This window comes from Streptomyces sp. NPDC018031 (genome assembly GCF_044327625.1).
Classification (GTDB): domain Bacteria; phylum Actinomycetota; class Actinomycetes; order Streptomycetales; family Streptomycetaceae; genus Streptomyces.
Genome location: NZ_JBIRFT010000029.1, coordinates 17819 through 36966, shown reverse-complemented (window position 1 = coordinate 36966; position 19148 = coordinate 17819). Strand labels below are relative to the sequence as shown.

Below are 19148 nucleotides of genomic sequence, written 5' to 3'. Positions count from 1 at the left end.
GGCCTCCCGCCCCGGCCCGCGCCCCGGCTCCCGGCCGCCGTCCCGGCTCCTGCCGCCTTGGCTCGCTCGCTTCCGCCGCTCCCGGGCGCCGTCCCGGCCGCCGACCCGGCGTCCGGCCCCTGGTGGGGGACGCCCCCGGGTGCGGCCGCGGCGCTGGAACCGTCCCCGGCCGCCGGCCGCCGGCCCCGGCCCCTGGCCCCCGCTCCGGCCCCCGGCTCCGGCTGTCGGCGTCGCTGTCCCCCGTAGCCGGTCCCCGCGGGGGAGGTGTTCAGTCCGTCGTCCACTCGACGGCGAACGCCCGGGCCGGATTCTCCGTCAGCATCCGCTCGACCAGTGCCTCGCCCAGGGTCACCACGAGCCGTTCCCGCAGCCTCCGCAGCAGATGGGGCATGCCCGGCCCGCCGGACACCCCGCGGGCCGCCGCGGTCGTGGTGTCGCCGCCCAGCAGCAGCCGGTCCCCGTACCCGGCCTCGGCCAGCGCGGCGAGCACCTCCGGCAGGCGCCAGTCGGTGGCGTGGTGGGCCCGTGACGGGCCGTCGAAGGCGAGGTGGACGCCCGCCTGGGCGAGCGACCGGTGCGCCTGGACGTCCGGGGCCCGGTTCAGATGGCCGAGGATCACCCGCCGCGGGGGAACCGCGAGCCGGTCGCAGAGCAGCTCGACCACGTCCTGCGCCCCGGTGCCCGCTTCCAGGTGCACCCCGATCGGCGCGCCGGTGCGGTGATGGGCCTCGGCGGCCGCGGTCATGGTGCGGCGGGCGTGCTCGTCGAGTCCGTGGAAGCCGCCGGCCACCTTGATCATCCCGGCCCGGACGCCGGTGTCCCCGATGCCCCGGGTGAGTTCCCGGACGAACAGCTCGGCCGGGTGCTCCCGCGCGGCCTCCGGCAGTCCGTGCGGATAGTGCACGGCCTGGTGCAGCCCGGTGGCGGCGACGATCCGGACGCCGGTGGCCCGGGCCAGTCCGGCCAGCCACCGGGCGCCCCGTCCCATCCCGTGCGGCGTCCACTGCACCACCGCCCGGCCGCCCAGCCGGTGGAAGGCGCGCAGCTCCGCCTCCGCCGCCACCGGGTCGTCCAGTTCCTGGCCGGGCAGCAGCGGACTGCGCAGGAAGAGGTGGTCGTGCGCGTCGCAGACCCCCAGCCCGGCCGCCGGGACGTCACCGAGGACGGTCCGGACGGCCGCCGTCACCAGTGCCTCCCCACGCTCAGGTCGGACAGCGCGGGCGCGGACAGGTGCAGCACCTGGAAGCGGTCCCCGACCTCCGGCACGCCCCCGGGGCCGACGGGGTCGCCGGGTGCGGGGTCCCGCAGCAGGGTGAAATGGAGCAGCTCCCAGTTCCGGGGGTCCACCGCCAGGGCCGCGGAGTGCACCCGCGGGGAGCGGGCCAGCTCCCGGACCCCGGCCACCGCCCGCTCGACGGCGGTGGCCGGATCGGCACCAGGCGGCAGCGGCTCGGACCGGCGCACCGCGGTCCGGGGCGGCTCGCCCACGGCCGGGCCCGGTTCGAAGGCGAGCCCCAGCCAGTGCTCGACGGTGGGGCGGCCGAAGTCCTCGACGACGCCCCGGAACCCGGCGCTCCACAGGAAGCCGTTCATCGCCTCCGGCGTCGCCCACAGGTAGAACGGCGCGTACTGGTTGACCGGTGAGCCGTCGACCCCTCGCTCCCGGATGCCGTAGGCCTTGAGCCCCAGCCCGGGGAAGTCGTCCAGCAGTTGGCCGCGGGTGGCCACCCGGTTCCGGATGATCCGCATGTCGTAGTCGGCGGGCAGGGTGATCCGGTATTGCATCGCGTGCATCGGAGAGTGCCTTCTGTCAGCGGGCCGGTGGCCCGGGAACGGTGCCGCGGCAGTGGTGGGCCCGGAGCCGGCGGCGGCCGGGTGCCCCGGCGCGCGGGCCGGCCGGTGCCGGGTCAGGCCGTGGGGTAGCCGGTGTCGTCGACGTGCTCGGCCCACTCGACGGTGGTGCCGTCCGCGGCCGCCTCGACCACCGCCAGGTGCGTCATGAAGTGCCGTGGCGCGGCGCCGTGCCAGTGCCGTTCGCCCGGCTCGATCCAGACCGTGTCCCCGGCCCGGATCTCCTCCACCGGACGGCCTTCGCGCCGCACCAGCCCGACGCCCTCGGTGACGTGCAGCACCTGGCCGTTCGGGTGGCGGTGCCAGGCGGTCCGGGCCCCGGGGGCGAAGTGCACGCTGAACACGCGCAGCCGGGACGGGGCCGGTGGCGCCGCCAGCTCGTCCAGCCACACGGTGCCGGTGAAGTGGTCGGCGGCGCCCGGCACGCTGCCGGGGCGCTCCTCGGGGCCCTTCACCGTGCGCCGCCCGCCTCGGGCGCGGCGGGGGCGGCCGGGCCGACGGGCGCGCGGTCCGCCGCACCCGGCCCGCCGTCCGGCTGCCGGCCGCGGCCCGCGGCGAGCAGGGCGAGCAGACCCTGGACGGCGGTGTCGAACGGTCCGGTGGAACCGGCCGCCCGGGCCAGCACATAGCCGCCCTGCACGGTCGCGACGATCGTCGCCGCGATCCGTTCGGGGTCCAGCTCCGCCGCGAACTCGCCGTCGCGGCGGCCCTCGTCGACGATCCCGGCCAGTCGTGCGCGCAGCCAGCTCAGGGTCTCCTCCACCGGCTGCCGCAGCTCCGGGTCGGCGATCACGTCCGGGTCCATGGTCAGCCGGCCGATCGGGCAGCCGCGCAGGACGTCGCGCTCGCGCAGCAGATAGCCGCGGATCCGGTCGTAGCCGCCGCCGGGGCCGGAGAAGGAGGCCTCGGCGGTCCTCCGCATCTGCTCGGCGGTGCGCCGGATGGCCGCCAGGGCCAGCCCAGGCTTGCCGCTGAAGTGGTGGTACATGCTGCCCTGGCCGGCGCCCGCGCGCTCCTGGATGGCCTTGGGGCTGGTGCCGACGTATCCCCGTTCCCAGAGCAGGTCCTGGGTGCTTTCGATGAGGCGTTCCGAGGTGCTCATGAAGCCAGTGTACATACTAGTAGGTACAGCGGCGTGGGATTCCGCGGGCGGGGCGCCTCCCCGACGTCCGACGGCCGCCGCGGCCCGTGTCGCCACCGCCCGCCGGGCGCACTGCCGCGCGGGCGACCCGGGAGGGCCCCTCGGCGGCAGGGGCGGGGTGGGCGACCGGGCGCGGTCGCGCGGTACCGGCGACGGGCGCCGGGGCGCAGGTGGACGCGGCCCGCCGCGGCGGGCCGTCCGGTACGGCCGCGGCCCACCCGGACGTCTCGGACGGCGGCCCCGGCGCGGACCTCATCCGGACCCCGGCGTGGACCCGGCCCGTGCCGTGCCGGGTCCACCGGCCGCCGCGGGCCCGCCCGCGGCGCGGCAGGGCCGAGGGGGAGGCGGGCCGGCGCCGGGTCGCTCGTCCGGGCCCGGCCGGGCAGCGGGCCGTGCCGGGCAAAGGGTCCGACGGGCAGCGGTCCGACCGGGCGAACGGCCCGACGGGCAGCGGTCCGACCGGGCGAACGGTCCGGCGGGCAGCGGGCCGGTGGGGCCGGGTGGAGGTGTCGGCCGGCGCTCGGCGGGCGGGGCCGGGCGTTCGCGGCCCCCGGGCCTCAGGCCGGGGAGGGTGCGCAGGTGCCCGGCCGGTCCGGGACCCCGGCCGGTACCGGCGCGTGATCCCGGAGTCCGGCCGGGGGGCGGGCGAGGTCCTTCCGGTCCGGCGGGCCGGTGCGCCGCTCCGGCGTCGCGGCCCGCCCCGCGCCGTGCGCCGCGAACGGGGACTTGGCGCCGCCGGTCGACTGGGGCACCGGGAGGGTGAACCAGACGACCTTCCCGCTGCCGTCGTCCCGGGCGTGCATTCCCCAGCTCTCGCTGACCGCGGCCACCATGTTCAGCCCCCGGCCGTGGGTGGAGACCGGGTCGGCCTCCGGTACCCGCGGCAGCCGCGGATCGCGGTCCCGGACCGACACCGTGAGCCGGTCCAGCATGAGGATGATCTCCACCGTGCAGTGCTTGTCCGGTTCCGCGTGCCGGTGGACGTTGGTCAGCAGCTCGGTGACGCCGAGCGCCGCCGGCTCGATGAGCGGATCGAGATGCCAGTAGCGCAGCTGCGCCGATACGATTCTGCGGACCTGGCCGATCCGCGCGGGCAGAGCCTGCAGCTCCACCGTGCAATGCCTGCTTGGACGACTGATCACGGCTGCGACTCCCTGAAGAAGAGTTAGGGCTAGCCTGATTCAGGTGCGGGCGATGAACGTGGCCGGCGGGGGTGTGCCGCCCACGACCGGAGGGCCGGTTCTCAGCGTCACCGCCGGTTAACCCTCAGTGATACTGATACTCGTCCAGCGTCGGCCCCCCGGCGCGCATGCGCAACTCGGGCGCGTCAGTCCTTCCCGGTCCTCCCCCGCGCGCTGCGGATGGCGTCGAGGAAGCGGCTCGCCCCGCTCTCGGCGGCGGCGGACTGGGCGGCGGCGTCCTGCTGGGCCAGGGTGAGCCGGTAGCGGGTGCCGTTGACGGTTGCGCTGGCCTGGTCGTCGTCCGCGAACCACGGCCTGCCGGCCCGGACCGACTGCACCGGAGCGCTGTCGATCTCCCTGCCGTTGCTGGTCAGCAGCTCCAGTCGCCCGTCCTTGATCAGTACCTGTCCGGCTCGCGTGACCGAGCGCAGGAACCGCTCGATCCGCACCCCTCGGGCATTGAATTCGGTTTCGGCCATGTGGACCGCCTCCCCAGTGAACTCAAGCGGCATACGCCTTGCTCTCACAGTGTCCCTGTTGCGCAGTCTGCCTGTGAGACGGGCCCGGCACCAGTGCCCACATATGATCGAAATGGTCCGACTGTCTCAGTCGACCGCGGCACGAGCACGAGGAACGGACATGAACGGCGTGGACAGCACCCCACCGGCGGCGGCCGGGACCATCGACGTGGACCGGAGCGACGCCGCGTACCGGGACTGGCTCAAAGAAGCCGTCCGCAAGGTGCAGGCGGACGCCAACCGCTCCGCCGACACCCATCTGCTCCGCTTCCCGCTCCCCGAACGGTGGGGCATCGACCTCTACCTCAAGGACGAGTCCACCCACCCCACCGGCAGCCTCAAGCACCGGCTGGCGCGCTCGCTGTTCCTGTACGGCCTGTGCAACGGCTGGATCCGCCCCGGCAAGCCGGTGATCGAGGCCTCCAGCGGCTCGACCGCGGTCTCCGAGGCGTACTTCGCCAAGCTCATCGGGGTCCCGTTCATCGCGGTGATGCCCCGCACCACCAGCCGGGAGAAGTGCCGGCTGATCGAGTTCCACGGCGGCCGCTGCCACTTCGTGGACGACCCCCGCACCATGTACGAGGCGTCGGCGGCGCTGGCGGCCGCGTCCGGCGGCCACTACATGGACCAGTTCACCTACGCCGAGCGCGCCACCGACTGGCGCGGCAACAACAACATCGCGGAGTCGATCTACCAGCAGCTGCGACTGGAGAGGTATCCCGAGCCGGCCTGGCTGGTGGCCACCGCGGGCACCGGGGGCACCTCCGCGACCATCGCCCGCTACGTCCACTACATGGGCTACGACACCCGGGTCTGCGTCGCCGACCCGGAGAACTCCTGCTTCTTCGACGGCTGGGTGGACGACGATCCGGCGGCCACCAGCGACAGCGGCTCGCGGATCGAGGGCATCGGCCGCCCGCGGATGGAGCCCAGCTTCCTGCCGGCCGCGATCGACCGGATGATGAAGGTGCCGGACGCGGCGAGCATCGCCGCGGTACGCGCCCTGGAGCGGTCCATCGGCCGCAAGGCGGGCGGCTCCACCGGCACCGGACTGTGGAGCGCGCTGCGCATCGTGGCGGAGATGGTCGCCGACTCGCGCACCGGCAGCGTGGTGACGCTGCTGTGCGACCCCGGGGACCGCTATCTCGACAAGTACTACTCCGACAGCTGGCTGGAGGAGCAGCGGCTGGACATCGGCCCCTACACGGCGGCTCTGGAGGGCTTCCTGGCCACCGGACACTGGCCGGCCACCCACCGCGGCTGAGCGGCGGGCCGGGCCGCCCCCGCGCCGGCCGGCCCGGCACCCGCGGGCGCGTGGCCGCGCCGGCCGCCGCCGCGGGGGGACACCGCCGGTCAGGCGGCCCCGCCCGCCACGATCAGCTCCGGCAGGTGCTCGCCGATCTCGGCCCGCGCCCGCTCCGGCAGCCCGGCGTCCGTGACCAACGCGTCCACCTGGTCCAGCGAGGCGAACGAACTCAGCCCCACCGTGCCCCACTTGGTGTGGTCGGCGATCACCACCACCCGGCGGGCGGACCGCACGAACTGCCGGTTGGTCTCCGCCTCCGCCAGGTTCGGCGTCGACAGCCCGGCCTCCACCGATATCCCGTGCACCCCGAGGAACAGCACGTCGAAGTGGAGGTAGCGGATCGCGGCGTCCGCCACCGGTCCCACCAGCGTGTCCGACGGGGTGCGCACCCCGCCGGTCAGCACCACGGTGGCCGCTCCGGCGCGCGGCGCGCCGCCCGCGCCCGCCGCCGAGCGCTGCGCCGTGTAGAACACGTCCGCGACCCGGACCGAGTTCGTCACCACGGTCAGGTCCGGCACCTCCACCAACTGCTGGGCCAGCGCGAACGCCGTGGTACCGCCGGCCAGCGCGATCGCGCTCCCCGGCACCGCCATCGGCGCGGCCGCCCGCGCGATGTCCTCCTTGGCGGTCAGCTCCAGCGCCGACTTCGCCTCGAACCCCGGTTCGTAGGTGCTCGCCTCCGCCACCGGGACCGCGCCGCCGTGCACCTTCTCCACCATGCCCAGCCGGGCCAGCGCGTCCAGGTCGCGACGGACCGTCATGTCCGAGACGTTCAGCTTCCGGGTCAGTTCGTTGACCCGCACCCCACCGCGCCGCCTGACCTCCTCGAGGATCAGGGCGCGCCGCTGTTCCGCGAGGAGGTTCTGGTTGTCGCTCACGGTGCTCCCTCGTTCGCCCGGCGGCGGCCGCCGCCACCGTGCATCCGGTGCGACGACGCGGGCTCCGATCCGCCCGCCCGCCGCGTGCGCATCATCCTCCCACGCGCCCGGGACACCCGGCCCGGGCGGAGCGGCGCATCACGATTTCGCCTCGCCCGCCTGTCGCGGGGGACGCCCGGCGCGCCGCCGGGAATGCTTACCGGGCGTACGACCACACCGGAATCGGGGGACACGGTGGCAGCGACCACACACCGGCAGCAGCCGGACCCAGGGCGGGACCAGGACGGCGGGCGGCGGCGGGCCGGCGAGCGGGACGGCGGCGGTCCGGACCGGCCGGCCGCCCGCGCCGGGCAGGACGGCCCGCCCGGTGCCGGCGGGGCACCGGAACTGGACCTGGAACTGCTGGTCCACGGCGTCGGCGGGGCCAGCCCGCAGCAGATGCTCGACGACCCGCGCACGGTCCGGGTCACCGGGGACGACACCGCGGGGGTGCACCGCCGGACGCCCGACGCCGACGCCGAGGAACGTCCGGCGGACTACCGGCGCGAACCGGTCCGCGAGGCGTACTGCTGGTCCAACCTCACCTCCGGCAACGGCGCCCGGGCGCTGTGGCTGCTCCTGCTGCCCTTCATGATCGCCAATCTGGCGCACTGGATGCGGCCCGCCGCCCACCGCCGCAACCGGACCGTGCGCACCTACGGGGTGCTGGTGCGGCTGGTCGCGCTGAGCCTGACGGTGCTGCTGGTCGCCGGGGCCTGCGAGGTCGCCCTCGACCTCGTCGCCTGGCAGTGCGCCGGCACCGGATCCTGCGCCGACCGCCGCGCCTGGCTCGGCTTCATGTCCGCCGAGCAGGGCGGCTGGTGGAGCCAGCCCGGCCGCCGGCTCGCGGTCGCCGCGCTGCTGCCCGCCGCCCTCACCGGTCTGCTGTGGTACCTGTCCAACCGCACCTGGAGCGCCTACGAGTCCCAGCCGCCGGTGGGCCGCACGACCGGCGAGACCGACCCGGAGGCGGGCGACCTGCCCGCGCTGCGGCTGCCCGGCTTCTGGTACGGCCGCAGGCTGGTGGCGAGGCTGCGCGCCGCCCACACCGCGGCGGGATTCCTCACCGTCGCCGCCGCGCTCACCGCGGCCGCCACCCGTCAGGACCGCGCCCCCGGCGGGAGCGGCTGGCTGGACGCCACCGGGTGGCTGCTGTGCGGACTGATCACGGCCGGCGGCGTGGCCGTGGTCCACGTGGTGTGCCGCCGGGGCCGCAGCGAGTCCCGGCTCGACGAGAACCTGGACCGGATCACCGTGACGGCCCTGCCCGGAGCCGCCCTGGGCGTGCTCGCGCTGTCCGCGCTGCACGCCGCCTGGTCCCGCCCCGGCTGGGTCAGCGCCGGGCAACTGCCGGGCGACCAGACGTTCGGCGTCATCACGCTCGTCCAGGTCGCCCTGGTGACCGGCATCGCCGGGTGCGCCCTGGTGCTGCACCGCGCGGCACCCACCCCGCGCACCCCGCTGTCCGGACTCGGCGGGGCCGCCGTCGCCATGCTCGCCTGCGGGCTGGGCACCGTGCTGTGCGGCGGCGTCGCCCAGCGGATGGCCGACTGGCTGGACGGGGCCGCCACGCCCGGCATGGGCGAGGGCCCGATGCCCGGCCCGCCCGACGTGCTGTCCTGGCAGGCCGCGGCCGTCCCGCTGCTCATCGTGCTGCTGGTGGTGCTCGCCGCGGTCTTCGTCTGCCGGGTCCTGCGGGTCCGGGCGAAGCTCGTGCGCACCGTCCCGGACGGATACCCGGGGGAGCGGCCGGACGGCGTGCGCACCCGCCGCATCGCCGGCACCATCGCCCGGGCCGGCGTCACCGACGACGCACCCGGCATCGTCGGGCCGCTGGCGCTGCTCGCGCTGCTGCTCGCCGGGGGCGCGGTGGCCGGTGCCTGGGCCACCGGGGAGGTGCCCGGACGCGCCGCCGACGGCACCCATCCGGTGATCGACGCCGCCGCCCAGACGGCCCAGGCACTGGGCTCCTGGCTGACCGGACTGGCCTTCCTCGCCCTGGTCACCTGGGCCCGCCGGGCCTACCGCAGCCCCTCCGCCCGCCGCACCATCGGCATCCTGTGGGACGTGGGCACCTTCTGGCCGCGCGCGGCGCACCCCTTCGCGCCCCCCTGCTACGCCGAGCGAGCCGTTCCCGACCTCACCTGGCGGATGCAGACCTGGACCGAGCGGACCGGCGGCCGGCTGGTGATCTCCGGCCACTCCCAGGGCAGCGTGCTGGCGGCCGCCGCGGTCTGGCAGCTGGACCGCCGGACCCGCCGGCAGGTCGCCCTGCTCACCTACGGCTCGCCGCTGGAGCGGCTCTACGGCCGCTGGTTCCCCGCCTACTTCGGGCCCCGGCAGCTGCGCGCCCTGCACGGCGAGGTGCGCTGCTGGCGCAACCTGTGGCGGTACACCGACCCGATCGGCGGCCCGGTCCGGCTGCCGGACGGCACCGGGCCCGAGGTCGACCGCGGGGCCCTGCGGGACCCGCTCGCCTACGGCCGCACCGCCGAACACCCGTTGCCCGCCCCGATCCTGGGGCACGGTGACTACCAGGCCGACCCCGCCTTCGAGGAGGAACGGGCCACCCTGCTGGCCCGACTGCCGGGCCAGGAGTGCCCGGTGCCGGCTCAGGGCAGCTCCGGCAGGTCCTCCGGATAGAGCAGGGTCAGCTCCTCGGTGCTCGGGTCGGCCAGCTGGGCGACCCGGCCCGCGTGCCGCTCCACCATCGCCTCGAAGGTCTGCCGGGCGGTGCGCCCGTTGCCGAAGGCCGGGCCCTTGGGGAACGCGGTGAAGTACTTCAGCAGGGCCTCCGCCGCGCCCTCCCCGATCCGGTAGTCCTGCTCCTCCGCCTGCTGCTCCACGATCCGCAGCAGCTCCTCGGGGGCGTAGTCGCCGAAGGTGATGGTGCGCGAGAAGCGGGAGGCCACCCCGGGGTTGACGGTCAGGAACCGCTCCATCTCGGCGGTGTACCCGGCGACGATGACGACCACCGCCTCCCGGTGGTCCTCCATCAGCTTCACCAGCGTGTCGATCGCCTCGCGGCCGAAGTCCCGGCCGGCGTCCTCCGGCGACAGCGCGTACGCCTCGTCGATGAAGAGCACCCCGCCGCGTGCCCGGTCGAACGCCTCCTGGGTGCGGATCGCCGTCGAGCCGATGTGCTCCCCGACCAGGTCGACCCGGGAGACCTCCACCAGATGGCCGTGCTCCAGCACGCCCAGCGCGTGCAGGATCTCCCCGTAGAGCCGGGCGACGGTGGTCTTGCCCGTGCCCGGGGAGCCGGTGAACACCAGGTGGCGGCGGACCGAGGCGGCCTTGAGCCCGGCCGCCTGCCGCCGGCGCCCCACCTCGATCATGTCGGTGAGCGCCCGCACCTCCCGCTTGACGCTGTCCAGCCCCACCAGCGCGTCCAGTTCGCCGAGCACCTCCTTGGCGTCCCGGGCCGGTGCAGGTGCCGCGGCCGGGGGCCCGGCCGGTGCCGCCGGGCGCGGGGCGGGGACGCCGGTCAGCAGCCCGGTGGTGGAGCTCACCGTCTCCACCGCGGGCCGGGCCACCGGCTCCGGGACGGCGGGCGTGGCGCTCTCGTCGCTGGTGCAGTCCTCGCTCACCGGGCCCGGCTCGGCGAACTCGTAGCCGCCCCGGGCGCACCGCTCGGTGCGGCAGCGGGTCAGCGTCGTCCGGCAGCCGTCGATGATGTGGAAGCCGTAGCCGCTGCTGCCGGTCACCCGGCAGCCCTGGAAGGTGCCCCGCCCTTCGGCGGACACGTAGAAACCGGCCTCGGTGGGGGAGCTGACGGTGGTCCGCTCCACGGTCGGATCGGCGCCCTTGGTGACGATGACGCCGGTCGCGGTCTCGTCGATGGTGCAGCCCGCCAGGGTGCCGCCGCTGCCGTGGTCGCGGAACCAGGCGCCGGTCGACGCCTCCCGTATCCGGCAGTCGTCCAGCTGCGCGGTGGCCCCGTCGCTCACCGACACCGCGGTGTTGCGGACCTGCGATATGTCGCTGTCCACCACGTCCGCCCGGGAGCCGCGGTCCAGCACGAACAGGGCGTCCGGCACGTCGTGCACCCGGCAGGAGTCCAGTACCGCCGCGGCCCCGTCGCTCACCCACACCGCCGGGTAGTCGCCCGTGCTGTCGTGGATCTCGCACTGGTTGGCGTCCACCCGGGTGCCCGGGTCCCACACCGACAGCCCGTTGCGGCCGAACCGGCGCACCGTGGACCGGGTGAGCGTGAGCACCGAACGCGACCGCAGGTCGACCGCGTTCTCCGGGATGTCGTGGATGTCGCAGTCGGCCAGGGTGAGCACCGCGTCGGTGTCCAGGTTCACCCCGTCGGCGGTGGTGCGGTGCACCCGGCAGTCGGTGAGGTACCCGGCGGCGCGTGCCGAGACCTGCACCCCCGCGCCCCTGATCTCGTACACCTCGCAGCCGACGGCCTCCACCGTGCTGGCCTCGCCGGTGATCACCAGGCCGGTGCCGGCGGTGTGGTGGATCCGGCAGCGCTCCAGCCGCGGGTGCGCGCCGCCGCGCACCGCGACGCCGGACTGGCCCGCCGCCACCACCTCGCACTCCTCGAAGACCCCGCCGGCGCCGTCCAGCACGCTGAATCCGATCCCGCCGGGGTTGTCCACGCTGCACCGGCGCACCGTCGGGCGGGCCCCGCCGCGCACCTCGATGCCCACCGCCGACCGGGTCGCCACCCGCACGTCGGAGATCTCCGGCGAGCCGTCCTCGACCAGCAGCGCCGGGGAGGCCCCGTCCTGGCCCTCGATGTGCAGGTCCCGGACGGTCGCCGAGGCCCGGACGGTCAGCGCCACCCCGTCGGCCGGCGCGATCCGCACCGCGCCGCGGGACCCTTCCGGCCCGCGCAGCGTCACGGCCCGGTCGATCACCAGATTCTCCCGGTACGTACCCGGGGCGACGGAGAGAACGTCCCCGTCCCCGGCGGCCTCCAGAGCCGCGGCGAGGGAGCCGTACTCTCCTGTACGGCGCCGCCAGCGCGACGTTCCGCTGTGCGTCACCTGGACCACCGAGCCCTGTGCCATGGTGCTGTTGTGCCCCCACCTCTGAAACGTGCCGACCGGGCGGCTGTGCGCGTGCGTGAAGGCCCCACCGTAGCGTGCGTGGCGGAGCGGGAGTTGGCGGGTCAGCCGCTCGCGTCCGCTCTGCCCCAGTCCTGCCCGGCACGTTCCCACGCGGCGTCCCACCGGGTGTACCGCCGACGCATCAGTCCCCGTACGGCCAGCCGTCTGGCCCCCTCCACCGCGCCGGCCGCCGCCAGGCCCGCGGCCAGCCCGGCGAGCGCCGCGTGGGCGGCGGCCGCCGCCGGGTCCAGCGGCCGGTCCACCGGGCGCCCGCGGCCGTCGGTCCAGATGCCGAAGCGGTCCCCGGCCGCCCCGGCCGGGAGCGGGGCGGCCACCGTGCCGCGGTGCGTCCGGCCGTCCGGTCCGGTCCACCGGGCGGTCACCCGCAGCCGGGCGTCGGGCACCGGGGCGGTCTCCGCGTCGGGGTCCGGCGGCGGCTGGACCGGCACCCGCACCACGGTCGCGGTCACCGGGTGGCGCTCGGCGCGCTGCGCCCGGACGGTCTCCCGCAGCGCCTGGTGGACGGCGGTGCCGGTGGCCCAGCCCACCACCGGCGCGGCGCAGACGATCAGCAGCGCGGCGACGGCGGCGGCCCACGCCTCCGCGAGGTCGGTCGGGCGGCGCAGCGGGTTGCGCCGCCACCGCCACATGCCCCGGGCTGCTCGCACGGTGGTGCCCCCTCGCCGCTGACGGTCCGGCCGGATGTCTTGCCCGGGGCCGGGGCCGGGACGGTGGTGCCGGGCCGCGCGGGGCCCGGCGACGGCGCGCGCCCACCGGGTCAGGGCCCACCGGGCAGCGCGCGGGGCGCCCGACGGTGTCCCGGGCCGCCGGGCGGGTGGTGGCCGGGCGCGCCGCCGCGGGCTCCGGTGCGCGGCGCCGCCCCGGCGGGACGGCCGGGCACCGGCGCGCGGGTGGCCGCGGCACGGTGCCGCGTCCGGAGGCCCGCCCGGGCGGTCACGGCAGGCGCATGGCGAGCGTGACCACCGCTCCGGGCCTTCCGGGGGTGACCGCGAGCCGGTCGGTGACCAGCTGGGTCAGCCACAGTCCGCGTCCGCTGGTGGCGCCGTCGAGTCCGGGCAGCACCCGGGGGATGACCTCGGCGGAGAAGCCGGGACCGGAGTCGCTGATCCGGCACTCCAGCTCGTCGCCCACGTGCCGCAGCAGCAGTGCCCCGGTCCCGCCGGCGTGCTCCACCGCGTTGGTGGCGATCTCGTCCACGGCCAGCACGAAGTCGCCGCGCCGGCTCTCCGGCAGGCCCGCCCACGCCGCGTACTTCTCCACCTGGACGCGCAGTTCGGGCAGTCGCCGGGCGCAGAAGTGCCGCTTCAGCAGCCGCTCGGCGGTGTGCTCGGCGAGGGCGCGCGCGGCGCGCGGCGGCACCGGGCCCTTGGCGCGGTGCGGGTGAGGCACGGCCCACCGTCCGCGCCGGGCGGGGGAGACATCGGGAAGGGGGTTGCGTCGCACGAGACTTCGTTCCGTTCGTGACCGGGCGGGGCCGGCTCGGCGGGGCCGGGGAGGGGTGCGGGGAGGCGTGGGCGCCGGGGGCGTCCGCGGCCGCTATCGCGCGGGTGTGCGCCCGGTGTGTCGTGGTCCGGTCCGCCGGGGTGTCCCGGGCAGGCATCCCGTGTCGCCCCCTGCCGCTGAAGTGTCCGTCCGATTTCAAAGAGCAGAGAGTACGAGCCGTCGCCCGCCAACAAGGGAAATGACCGGAACTGTCGCGATGTGGACGTGTCGCGAGCGCTGTGCGGCGGATCAAAGCCGGAACTGACCGCCGCGGTGTCCGTATCGCTTCGGTATACCGGTGGTCCGGGCTGCCGGGGCCGTGCCGGGACCGGTGCCGGCACGGCCGCGCGGATCAGCCCGGCCAGCTCCAGCCGGACACCTCGGGCAGATCCGTGCCGTGCTGCCGGATCCAGCGGTGGTGCCGGTGCCGTACGTCGGCCATCGCCTGCCGGACCCCGGCCGCCCGGACCGCCAGCTCCGGCACCCGGTCGATCACGTCCATCACCAGCCGGTAGCGGTCGAGGTCGTTGCTCACCACCATGTCGAACGGCGTCGTGGTGGTGCCCATCTCGCGGTAGCCGCGCACATGCATCCGGGGGTGCACCGCCCGGCGGTAGGTCAGCCGGTGGATCAGCCAGGGGTAGCCGTGGTACGCGAAGACCACCGGTCGGTCCCGGGTGAACAGCGCGTCGAACTCCTTCTCCGGCATGCCGTGCGGGTGCTCCTCGCGCGGCATCAGCCGGGTCATGTCGACCACGTTCACCACCCGCACGGCCAGCTCCGGCAGGTGCTCACGGAGCAGCGAGGCCGCCGCCAGGGTCTCCTGGGTCGGCACGTCGCCCGCGCAGGCGAGCACCGCCTCCGGGCCGGATCCCGGCTCCTCGGTGCCCGCCCACTCCCAGATCCCCGCACCGCGCGCGCAGTGGTCCCGGGCCGCCTCCAGCCCCAGCCAGTCGAAGCACGGCTGCTTCCCCGCGACCACCACGTTGACCACGTCCCGGGTGCGCAGCACATGGTCGGCGACGCACAGCAGGGTGTTGGCGTCCGGCGGCAGGTACACCCGCACCACGTCCGGGCTCTTGTTGAGGACGTGGTCCACGAAGCCGGGGTCCTGGTGGGAGAAGCCGTTGTGGTCCTGCCGCCAGACGTGCGAGGTCAGCAGGTAGTTCAGGGCGGCGATCGGCGCCCGCCAGGGCACCTCGCGGGCGGTGCCGACCCATTTCACGTGCTGCCCGGCCATGCTGGCCACGATGTGCGCGAACGCCTCGTAGCAGGAGAACAGGCCGTGCCGCCCGGTGAGCAGGTAGCCCTCCAGCCAGCCCTGGCACAGGTGCTCGGAGAGCACCTCCATGACCCGCCCGTCCGGTGCCAGGTGCTCATCGGTGTCCAGCAGGGCCGCCTGCCAGGCCTTGCCGGTCACCGCGTACACGTCCTGCAGCCGGTTGGACGCGGTCTCGTCCGGGCCGACCAGCCGGAAGTCCCGCCGCTCGGCGGTGTCGGCCATCACCTGGCGGAGCAGCCGGCCCAGCACCCGGGTGGGTTCGTGCCGCCCGCCGCCGGGCCGGTCCACCGGTACCGCGAACCGGGCCAGGTCCGGCAGCGGCAGCTCGCGCAGCAGGCGGCCGCCGTTGGCGTGCGGGTTGGCACCCAGCCGGCGGTCCCCGTCCGGCACGCACGCCAGCACCGGCTCACGCGGGTGGCCCCGCTCGTCGAACAGCTCCTGCGGCAGGTAGGACCGCAGCCAGCGGTCGAGGAGGGCCAGGTGGTCGGGGTTCTCCCGGACCCCGGCCAGCGGCACCTGGTGGGCCCGCCAGGTGCCGGCCACCGGCTGCCCGTCCACCTCCTCCGGTCCGGTCCACCCCTTGGGCGTCCGGAGCACCAGCATCGGCCAGTGCGGCCGGCCGCGGTCGCCGTCCTCGCGCGCCGCCCGCTGGAACCCGGCGATCCGGTCCAGCGCCATGTCCAGGGCGGCGGCCAGGTCCCGGTGGACCCGCGCCGGGTCGCTGTCCAGGCCGGCGGTGACGTACAGCGGCTCGTGGCCGAAGCCGCGCAGCAGGGCGTCCAGTTCGCCCTCCGGCAGCCGGGCCGCCACCGAGGGGTTGGCGATCTTGTAGCCGTTGAGGTGCAGGATCGGCAGGACCGCGCCGTCGTGCACCGGGTCCAGGAACTTGTCGGCGTGCCAGGACGCGGCCAGCGGCCCGGTCTCCGCCTCGCCGTCCCCGACGACGCAGGCCACCAGCAGACCGGGGTTGTCCAGTGCCGCGCCGTAGGCGTGCGCGAGGGAGTAGCCCAGCTCACCGCCCTCGTGGAACGAGCCGGGCACCTGCGGCGCGGCGTGGCTGGGCACCCCGCCGGGGGTGGAGAACTGCCGGAAGAGCCGGGTCATGCCCGCCAGGTCCCGCCCGACGTCCGGGTCCAGCTCCCCGTACGAGCCGTCCAGCCACGCGCCGGCGAGTACCGCGGGGCCGCCGTGGCCCGGGCCCCAGACGCACACCGTGTCCTGGTCCCGCTCCCGGATCACCCGGTTGAGATGCGTGTACACCAGGTTCAGGCCCGGACAGGTGCCCCAGTGGCCGAGCAGCCGCGGCTTGATGTGCTCCGGCCGCAGGTGCTCGGTGAGCAGCACGTTGTCCCGGAGGTACAGCTGCCCCGCGGCCAGGTAGTTCAGCGCGCGCCAGTGCGCGTCCAGCTGTTCCACCGCGGTGTCGGTGAGGGGGGCTGCCCCCGTGGCGGTGTCGGTGAGGGAGGTGGTTCCGGTCTCCATGCGTGTGCCCTCCGCCTGCGGCGTCCCTGCTGCGTCACCCGAGGAAAGTGGCGCTCGTGGAGAGCGCCTGCCCGCCATGCGGCCCCGCATGTCGGCCGGCCCCCGCGTTCCGACCATGCCACAGCGGGCGCCGAGGGGCGCGGCGGGACGGGAAGCGGCACAGTTGGTGCATGAGCGGACTTCTCCACGGGCTGACCGGAGACCATCGCGAGCGGCTGCTCTCCACCGCCCACGACGTGTCCTTCGCCGCCGGGACCCGGCTCTTCGAGGAAGGCGGCAGGGCGAACCGCTTCTGGGTCGTGCGCACCGGTTCGGTCACCCTCGACATGCATGTCCCCGGCCGGCGGGCGGCGGTGATCGAGACCCTCGGGCCGGGGGAGCTGGTGGGCTGGTCGTGGCTGTTCCCGCCGGGTGGCTGGCACCTGGGCGCGGAGGCGCTCAGCCCGGTGCGCGCCCACGAGTTCGACGCGGCGGTGGTGCGCCGGCTCTGCCAGGAGGACACCGGGCTCGGCTACGAGCTGGTGCTCGCCTGCGCCCAGGCCATGGGGGAGCGGCTGCAGAGCGCGCGCACCCGGCTGCTGGACATGTACGGGCCACACAGCGGCGGACCGCACTGAACGGCGCGGGCGGCGGTCCGCCCGGGACAACGGAACGGGCCCGGACCGCTCCTCGCGGAGCGGTCCGGGCCCGGTTGACGAATGACCGAACCCGCGGCGGCTGCCGGCGTCAGTAGCCCTGGCCGCCCTGGCCGGGGTACTGCGGACGCCCGTAGGGGTCCTCGTAGGGAGCGGGAGCCGGCCGCGGGGCGGCGGGCCGGGGCGCGGCCGGCCGGGGCATCGCCGGGCGCATCGCCTCGTACCCGGTCGGGCCGCCGACGGCCGGACGCGGCTGCTGCTGGTGCATCGGCTGCTGGCTGCCCGGGTACCCGCGCGGGGCGGACGCCTGCTGCGGGATGTACGGTGCGGGCGCGTGCTGCAGGCCGGGCTGCGGCGCCCCCTGGGCCGGGTAGCCGTGCGGCGGGGTGTGCTGCTGCGGGGAGGGCGCGGCGGGCAGCGCCGGCAGCGCCGCGGGCAGCGCCGCCGGGAAGTGACCGCTGGCGTCGTAGGGCGACGGCACCCGGATGGGTGCGATCTGCGGTGTCCCCCGCTCCGCGACGAGGCTGTCGTAGATGGGAGTGTCCGGGAAGGACGGCGAGGAGTAGTAGCCGCCGCCGTAGGTACTGCGGGGGGAGGTCATAGTCCATAAGTTAAGCCCACGATGTGCTGGTTGGGGAGTCCGGTAAGCGGGTTGTTTCGTGGGTTCCCGGCGGCTATGGATCCGTTATGCGAGCGAACCCGGGAAAATCGGTCGCCAGGGTACGTTGAGATCGTGTAAAGAGCACCTTCTCGGCGGGTTACCGGCGGTCGGCAGGCGGCCCGCGGACCGTCTGGGACAGGCCGGATCCGCCCGGCAACCGGCCGGAAACCGACGGTCCGGCCGAAGATGGACGCAGGAAAACGGAAGAGAAAGGCAGGGGGAAGGTATGGCGATGCGCAAAGGCGCCAATGTTCAGGTTCCGGCTTCGGCGGTCCGGGTGGAACTCGGGTGGCGAGGCGGGCCGCAGGTTCCCGACGTGGACGCCTCGGCGCTGCTCCTGGCGGCGGGGAAGGTGCGGTCCGACGACGATTTCGTCTTCTACAACCAGGCCACCCACTCCTCCGGGGCGGTCCGCTACGACGGCAAGCGGCCCGCCGGCGACGCGGTGACCGACACCCTGCTGGTCGACCTCGGCACGGTGGAGCCGGAGATCGAGACGGTGGTGCTCGCCGCATCCGCCGACGGCGGTACCTTCGGCCAGGTCCCCGGGCTGCACATCCGGGTGCTGGACGCCGCGAGCGGCGCGGAGATCGCCCGCTTCGACAGCGAGGACGCCACGGTCGAGACCGCCTTCGTCCTCGGCGAGCTGTACCGGCGCCAGGGCGGGTGGAAGTTCCGCGCCGTCGGCCAGGGCTACGGCAGCGGACTGGCCGGACTCGCCACGGACTTCGGGATCAGCGTGGAAGAGCCGCAGCAGGCGCCCGCCGCCCCGGCGGCGGCCCCGGCGGCGGCACCGGTGACCGCCCCGCCGCCGGCCGGCGCCGCCGCGCCGCTGCCGCCCCCGCCGCAGACCGCGCCGGCCGCGGTGCCCGCCCCGGCCGCACCGCCGGCCGGTGCCCCGGCCGCCCCGGTGCGCCTCACCAAGGTCACGCTGACCAAGGAGGCGCCGACCGTCTCGCTCACCAAGCAGGGCGGCACCTCCGGGGTCCTGCGGGTCAACCTCAACTGGGAGGTGCGCAAGCAGTTCCAGGGCTGGCAGGCCAAGCTCGGCAAGGTCATGGCGCTCCACGGCGACCTCGACCTGGACCTGGGCGCGTTCTTCGAGCTGGCCGACGGCACCAAGGGTGTGGTGCAGGCGCTGGGCAACGCCTTCGGGGCGCTCCACCAGCCGCCGTTCATCCACCTGGACGCCGACGACCGGACCGGGGCCCGCGCCTCGGGCGAGAACCTCACCGTCAACCTCGACCACAAGGACGCCTTCCGGCGCATCCTGGTCTTCGTCACCATCTACGAGGGCGCGCGCTCCTTCGCCAACCTCAGCGCCACCGTCACCCTCACCCCGCAGGCCGGGGCGCCGGTCGACTTCTCGCTGGACGAGTGCACCGTGCCGTCCCGGGTCTGCGCCCTGGCCCTCATCACCAACCAGGGCGGCGACCTGGTGGTGCAGCGCGAGGCCCGCTACCTGGTGCCGGACCGCGGCGTCAGCCCGCAGCGCACCCTGGACCACGCGTACGGCTGGGGCATGAACTGGACCCCGGGCCGCAAGTAGCGCAGAACGTCCGGGCCGGGGCCGAGCGCCCCGGCCCGGACGTTCCGGCACCGGGC

Annotated in this window: 16 protein-coding genes; 4 read left to right on the top strand and 12 right to left on the bottom strand. The window is 75.6% G+C overall.

Annotated features, from left to right (window positions below; translation table 11 throughout):
* Positions 1-268: 268 nt before the first annotated feature.
* The 6 genes from ACH4B3_RS32985 to ACH4B3_RS32960 form a co-directional block, all read right to left on the bottom strand.
* Entirely contained in the window at positions 269-1186 is a 918-nt protein-coding gene (locus ACH4B3_RS32985; RefSeq protein ID WP_398469253.1) for a phosphotriesterase, read from the bottom strand.
* Positions 1183-1794: a DUF4865 family protein gene (locus tag ACH4B3_RS32980; RefSeq protein ID WP_398469251.1), complete on the bottom strand. Its 612-nt coding sequence runs from the start codon at positions 1792-1794 to the stop codon at positions 1183-1185. Before ACH4B3_RS32980 ends, ACH4B3_RS32985 begins: the two co-directional genes overlap by 4 nt.
* A 113-nt stretch (positions 1795-1907) precedes the next feature.
* On the bottom strand, positions 1908-2306 hold the full coding sequence (locus tag ACH4B3_RS32975) for a cupin domain-containing protein (RefSeq protein WP_398469249.1): 399 nt from the start codon (positions 2304-2306) through the stop codon (positions 1908-1910).
* Positions 2303-2953: a TetR/AcrR family transcriptional regulator gene (locus ACH4B3_RS32970; protein ID WP_398469247.1), complete on the bottom strand. Its 651-nt coding sequence runs from the start codon at positions 2951-2953 to the stop codon at positions 2303-2305. Before ACH4B3_RS32970 ends, ACH4B3_RS32975 begins: the two co-directional genes overlap by 4 nt.
* Positions 2954-3549: 596 nt before the next feature.
* Entirely contained in the window at positions 3550-4134 is a 585-nt protein-coding gene (locus ACH4B3_RS32965; protein WP_398469245.1) for an ATP-binding protein, read from the bottom strand.
* Positions 4135-4319: 185 nt separating this feature from the next.
* The gene (locus ACH4B3_RS32960; protein WP_398469243.1) at positions 4320-4652 is read right to left on the bottom strand and encodes a hypothetical protein; all 333 of its coding nucleotides are present in this window, start codon (positions 4650-4652) and stop codon (positions 4320-4322) included.
* A gap of 160 nt (positions 4653-4812) precedes the next feature.
* Between ACH4B3_RS32960 and ACH4B3_RS32955 the strand changes: the two genes are divergently transcribed.
* On the top strand, positions 4813-5955 hold the full coding sequence (locus ACH4B3_RS32955) for a PLP-dependent cysteine synthase family protein (RefSeq protein WP_398469241.1): 1143 nt from the start codon (positions 4813-4815) through the stop codon (positions 5953-5955).
* Between the two features lie 89 nt (positions 5956-6044).
* Here the strand turns inward: ACH4B3_RS32955 and ACH4B3_RS32950 are convergent, their stop codons facing one another.
* Positions 6045-6875, bottom strand: a complete 831-nt coding sequence (locus ACH4B3_RS32950; protein WP_398469239.1) for a DeoR/GlpR family DNA-binding transcription regulator — start codon at positions 6873-6875, stop codon at positions 6045-6047.
* Positions 6876-7067: 192 nt separating this feature from the next.
* Here ACH4B3_RS32950 and ACH4B3_RS32945 point away from each other — a divergent pair, with 192 nt between their 5' ends.
* Positions 7068-9557 (top strand): hypothetical protein, encoded by a 2490-nt coding sequence (locus ACH4B3_RS32945; RefSeq protein WP_398469237.1) that lies wholly within the window; start codon positions 7068-7070, stop codon positions 9555-9557.
* On the opposite strand, the gene ACH4B3_RS32940 is transcribed toward ACH4B3_RS32945, so the two are convergent.
* The 4 genes from ACH4B3_RS32940 to ACH4B3_RS32925 all read right to left on the bottom strand — a co-directional run bounded on the left by ACH4B3_RS32940 (position 9527) and on the right by ACH4B3_RS32925 (position 16247).
* Positions 9527-11941 (bottom strand): right-handed parallel beta-helix repeat-containing protein, encoded by a 2415-nt coding sequence (locus ACH4B3_RS32940; protein WP_398469235.1) that lies wholly within the window; start codon positions 11939-11941, stop codon positions 9527-9529. The two genes, ACH4B3_RS32945 and ACH4B3_RS32940, sit on opposite strands and share 31 nt — an antisense overlap.
* Positions 11942-12042: 101 nt before the next feature.
* Complete coding sequence (locus ACH4B3_RS32935) at positions 12043-12648, bottom strand: hypothetical protein (protein WP_398469233.1); 606 nt, start codon at positions 12646-12648, stop codon at positions 12043-12045.
* A gap of 286 nt (positions 12649-12934) precedes the next feature.
* Entirely contained in the window at positions 12935-13360 is a 426-nt protein-coding gene (locus ACH4B3_RS32930; RefSeq protein ID WP_398469280.1) for an ATP-binding protein, read from the bottom strand.
* 475 nt (positions 13361-13835) lie between these two features.
* Complete coding sequence (locus ACH4B3_RS32925; protein WP_398469232.1) at positions 13836-16247, bottom strand: phosphoketolase; 2412 nt, start codon at positions 16245-16247, stop codon at positions 13836-13838.
* 170 nt (positions 16248-16417) lie between these two features.
* On the opposite strand from ACH4B3_RS32925, the gene ACH4B3_RS32920 reads away from it, so the two are divergent.
* Positions 16418-16864 (top strand): Crp/Fnr family transcriptional regulator, encoded by a 447-nt coding sequence (locus ACH4B3_RS32920; protein WP_398469230.1) that lies wholly within the window; start codon positions 16418-16420, stop codon positions 16862-16864.
* 109 nt (positions 16865-16973) lie between these two features.
* On the opposite strand, the gene ACH4B3_RS32915 is transcribed toward ACH4B3_RS32920, so the two are convergent.
* A complete protein-coding gene (locus ACH4B3_RS32915; protein WP_398469228.1) occupies positions 16974-17483 on the bottom strand; it encodes a DUF6643 family protein in 510 nt (169 codons plus the stop codon).
* A gap of 286 nt (positions 17484-17769) precedes the next feature.
* On the opposite strand from ACH4B3_RS32915, the gene ACH4B3_RS32910 reads away from it, so the two are divergent.
* On the top strand, positions 17770-19092 hold the full coding sequence (locus tag ACH4B3_RS32910) for a TerD family protein (protein WP_398469226.1): 1323 nt from the start codon (positions 17770-17772) through the stop codon (positions 19090-19092).
* Positions 19093-19148 lie beyond the last annotated feature (56 nt).

Excerpts from the sequence above, each read along its gene's own strand:
- ACH4B3_RS32925 (WP_398469232.1), bottom strand. The coding sequence starts at position 16,247 with ATGGAGACCGGAACCACCTCCCTCACCGACACCGCCACGGGGGCAGCC.
- ACH4B3_RS32920 (WP_398469230.1), top strand. The coding sequence starts at position 16,418 with ATGAGCGGACTTCTCCACGGGCTGACCGGAGACCATCGCGAGCGGCTG.
- ACH4B3_RS32910 (WP_398469226.1), top strand. The coding sequence starts at position 17,770 with ATGGCGATGCGCAAAGGCGCCAATGTTCAGGTTCCGGCTTCGGCGGTC.
- ACH4B3_RS32945 (WP_398469237.1), top strand. The coding sequence starts at position 7,068 with ATGCTTACCGGGCGTACGACCACACCGGAATCGGGGGACACGGTGGCA.
- ACH4B3_RS32940 (WP_398469235.1), bottom strand. The coding sequence starts at position 11,941 with ATGGCACAGGGCTCGGTGGTCCAGGTGACGCACAGCGGAACGTCGCGC.
- ACH4B3_RS32980 (WP_398469251.1), bottom strand. The coding sequence starts at position 1,794 with ATGCACGCGATGCAATACCGGATCACCCTGCCCGCCGACTACGACATG.
- ACH4B3_RS32955 (WP_398469241.1), top strand. The coding sequence starts at position 4,813 with ATGAACGGCGTGGACAGCACCCCACCGGCGGCGGCCGGGACCATCGAC.
- ACH4B3_RS32915 (WP_398469228.1), bottom strand. The coding sequence starts at position 17,483 with ATGACCTCCCCCCGCAGTACCTACGGCGGCGGCTACTACTCCTCGCCG.
- ACH4B3_RS32970 (WP_398469247.1), bottom strand. The coding sequence starts at position 2,953 with ATGAGCACCTCGGAACGCCTCATCGAAAGCACCCAGGACCTGCTCTGG.
- ACH4B3_RS32960 (WP_398469243.1), bottom strand. The coding sequence starts at position 4,652 with ATGGCCGAAACCGAATTCAATGCCCGAGGGGTGCGGATCGAGCGGTTC.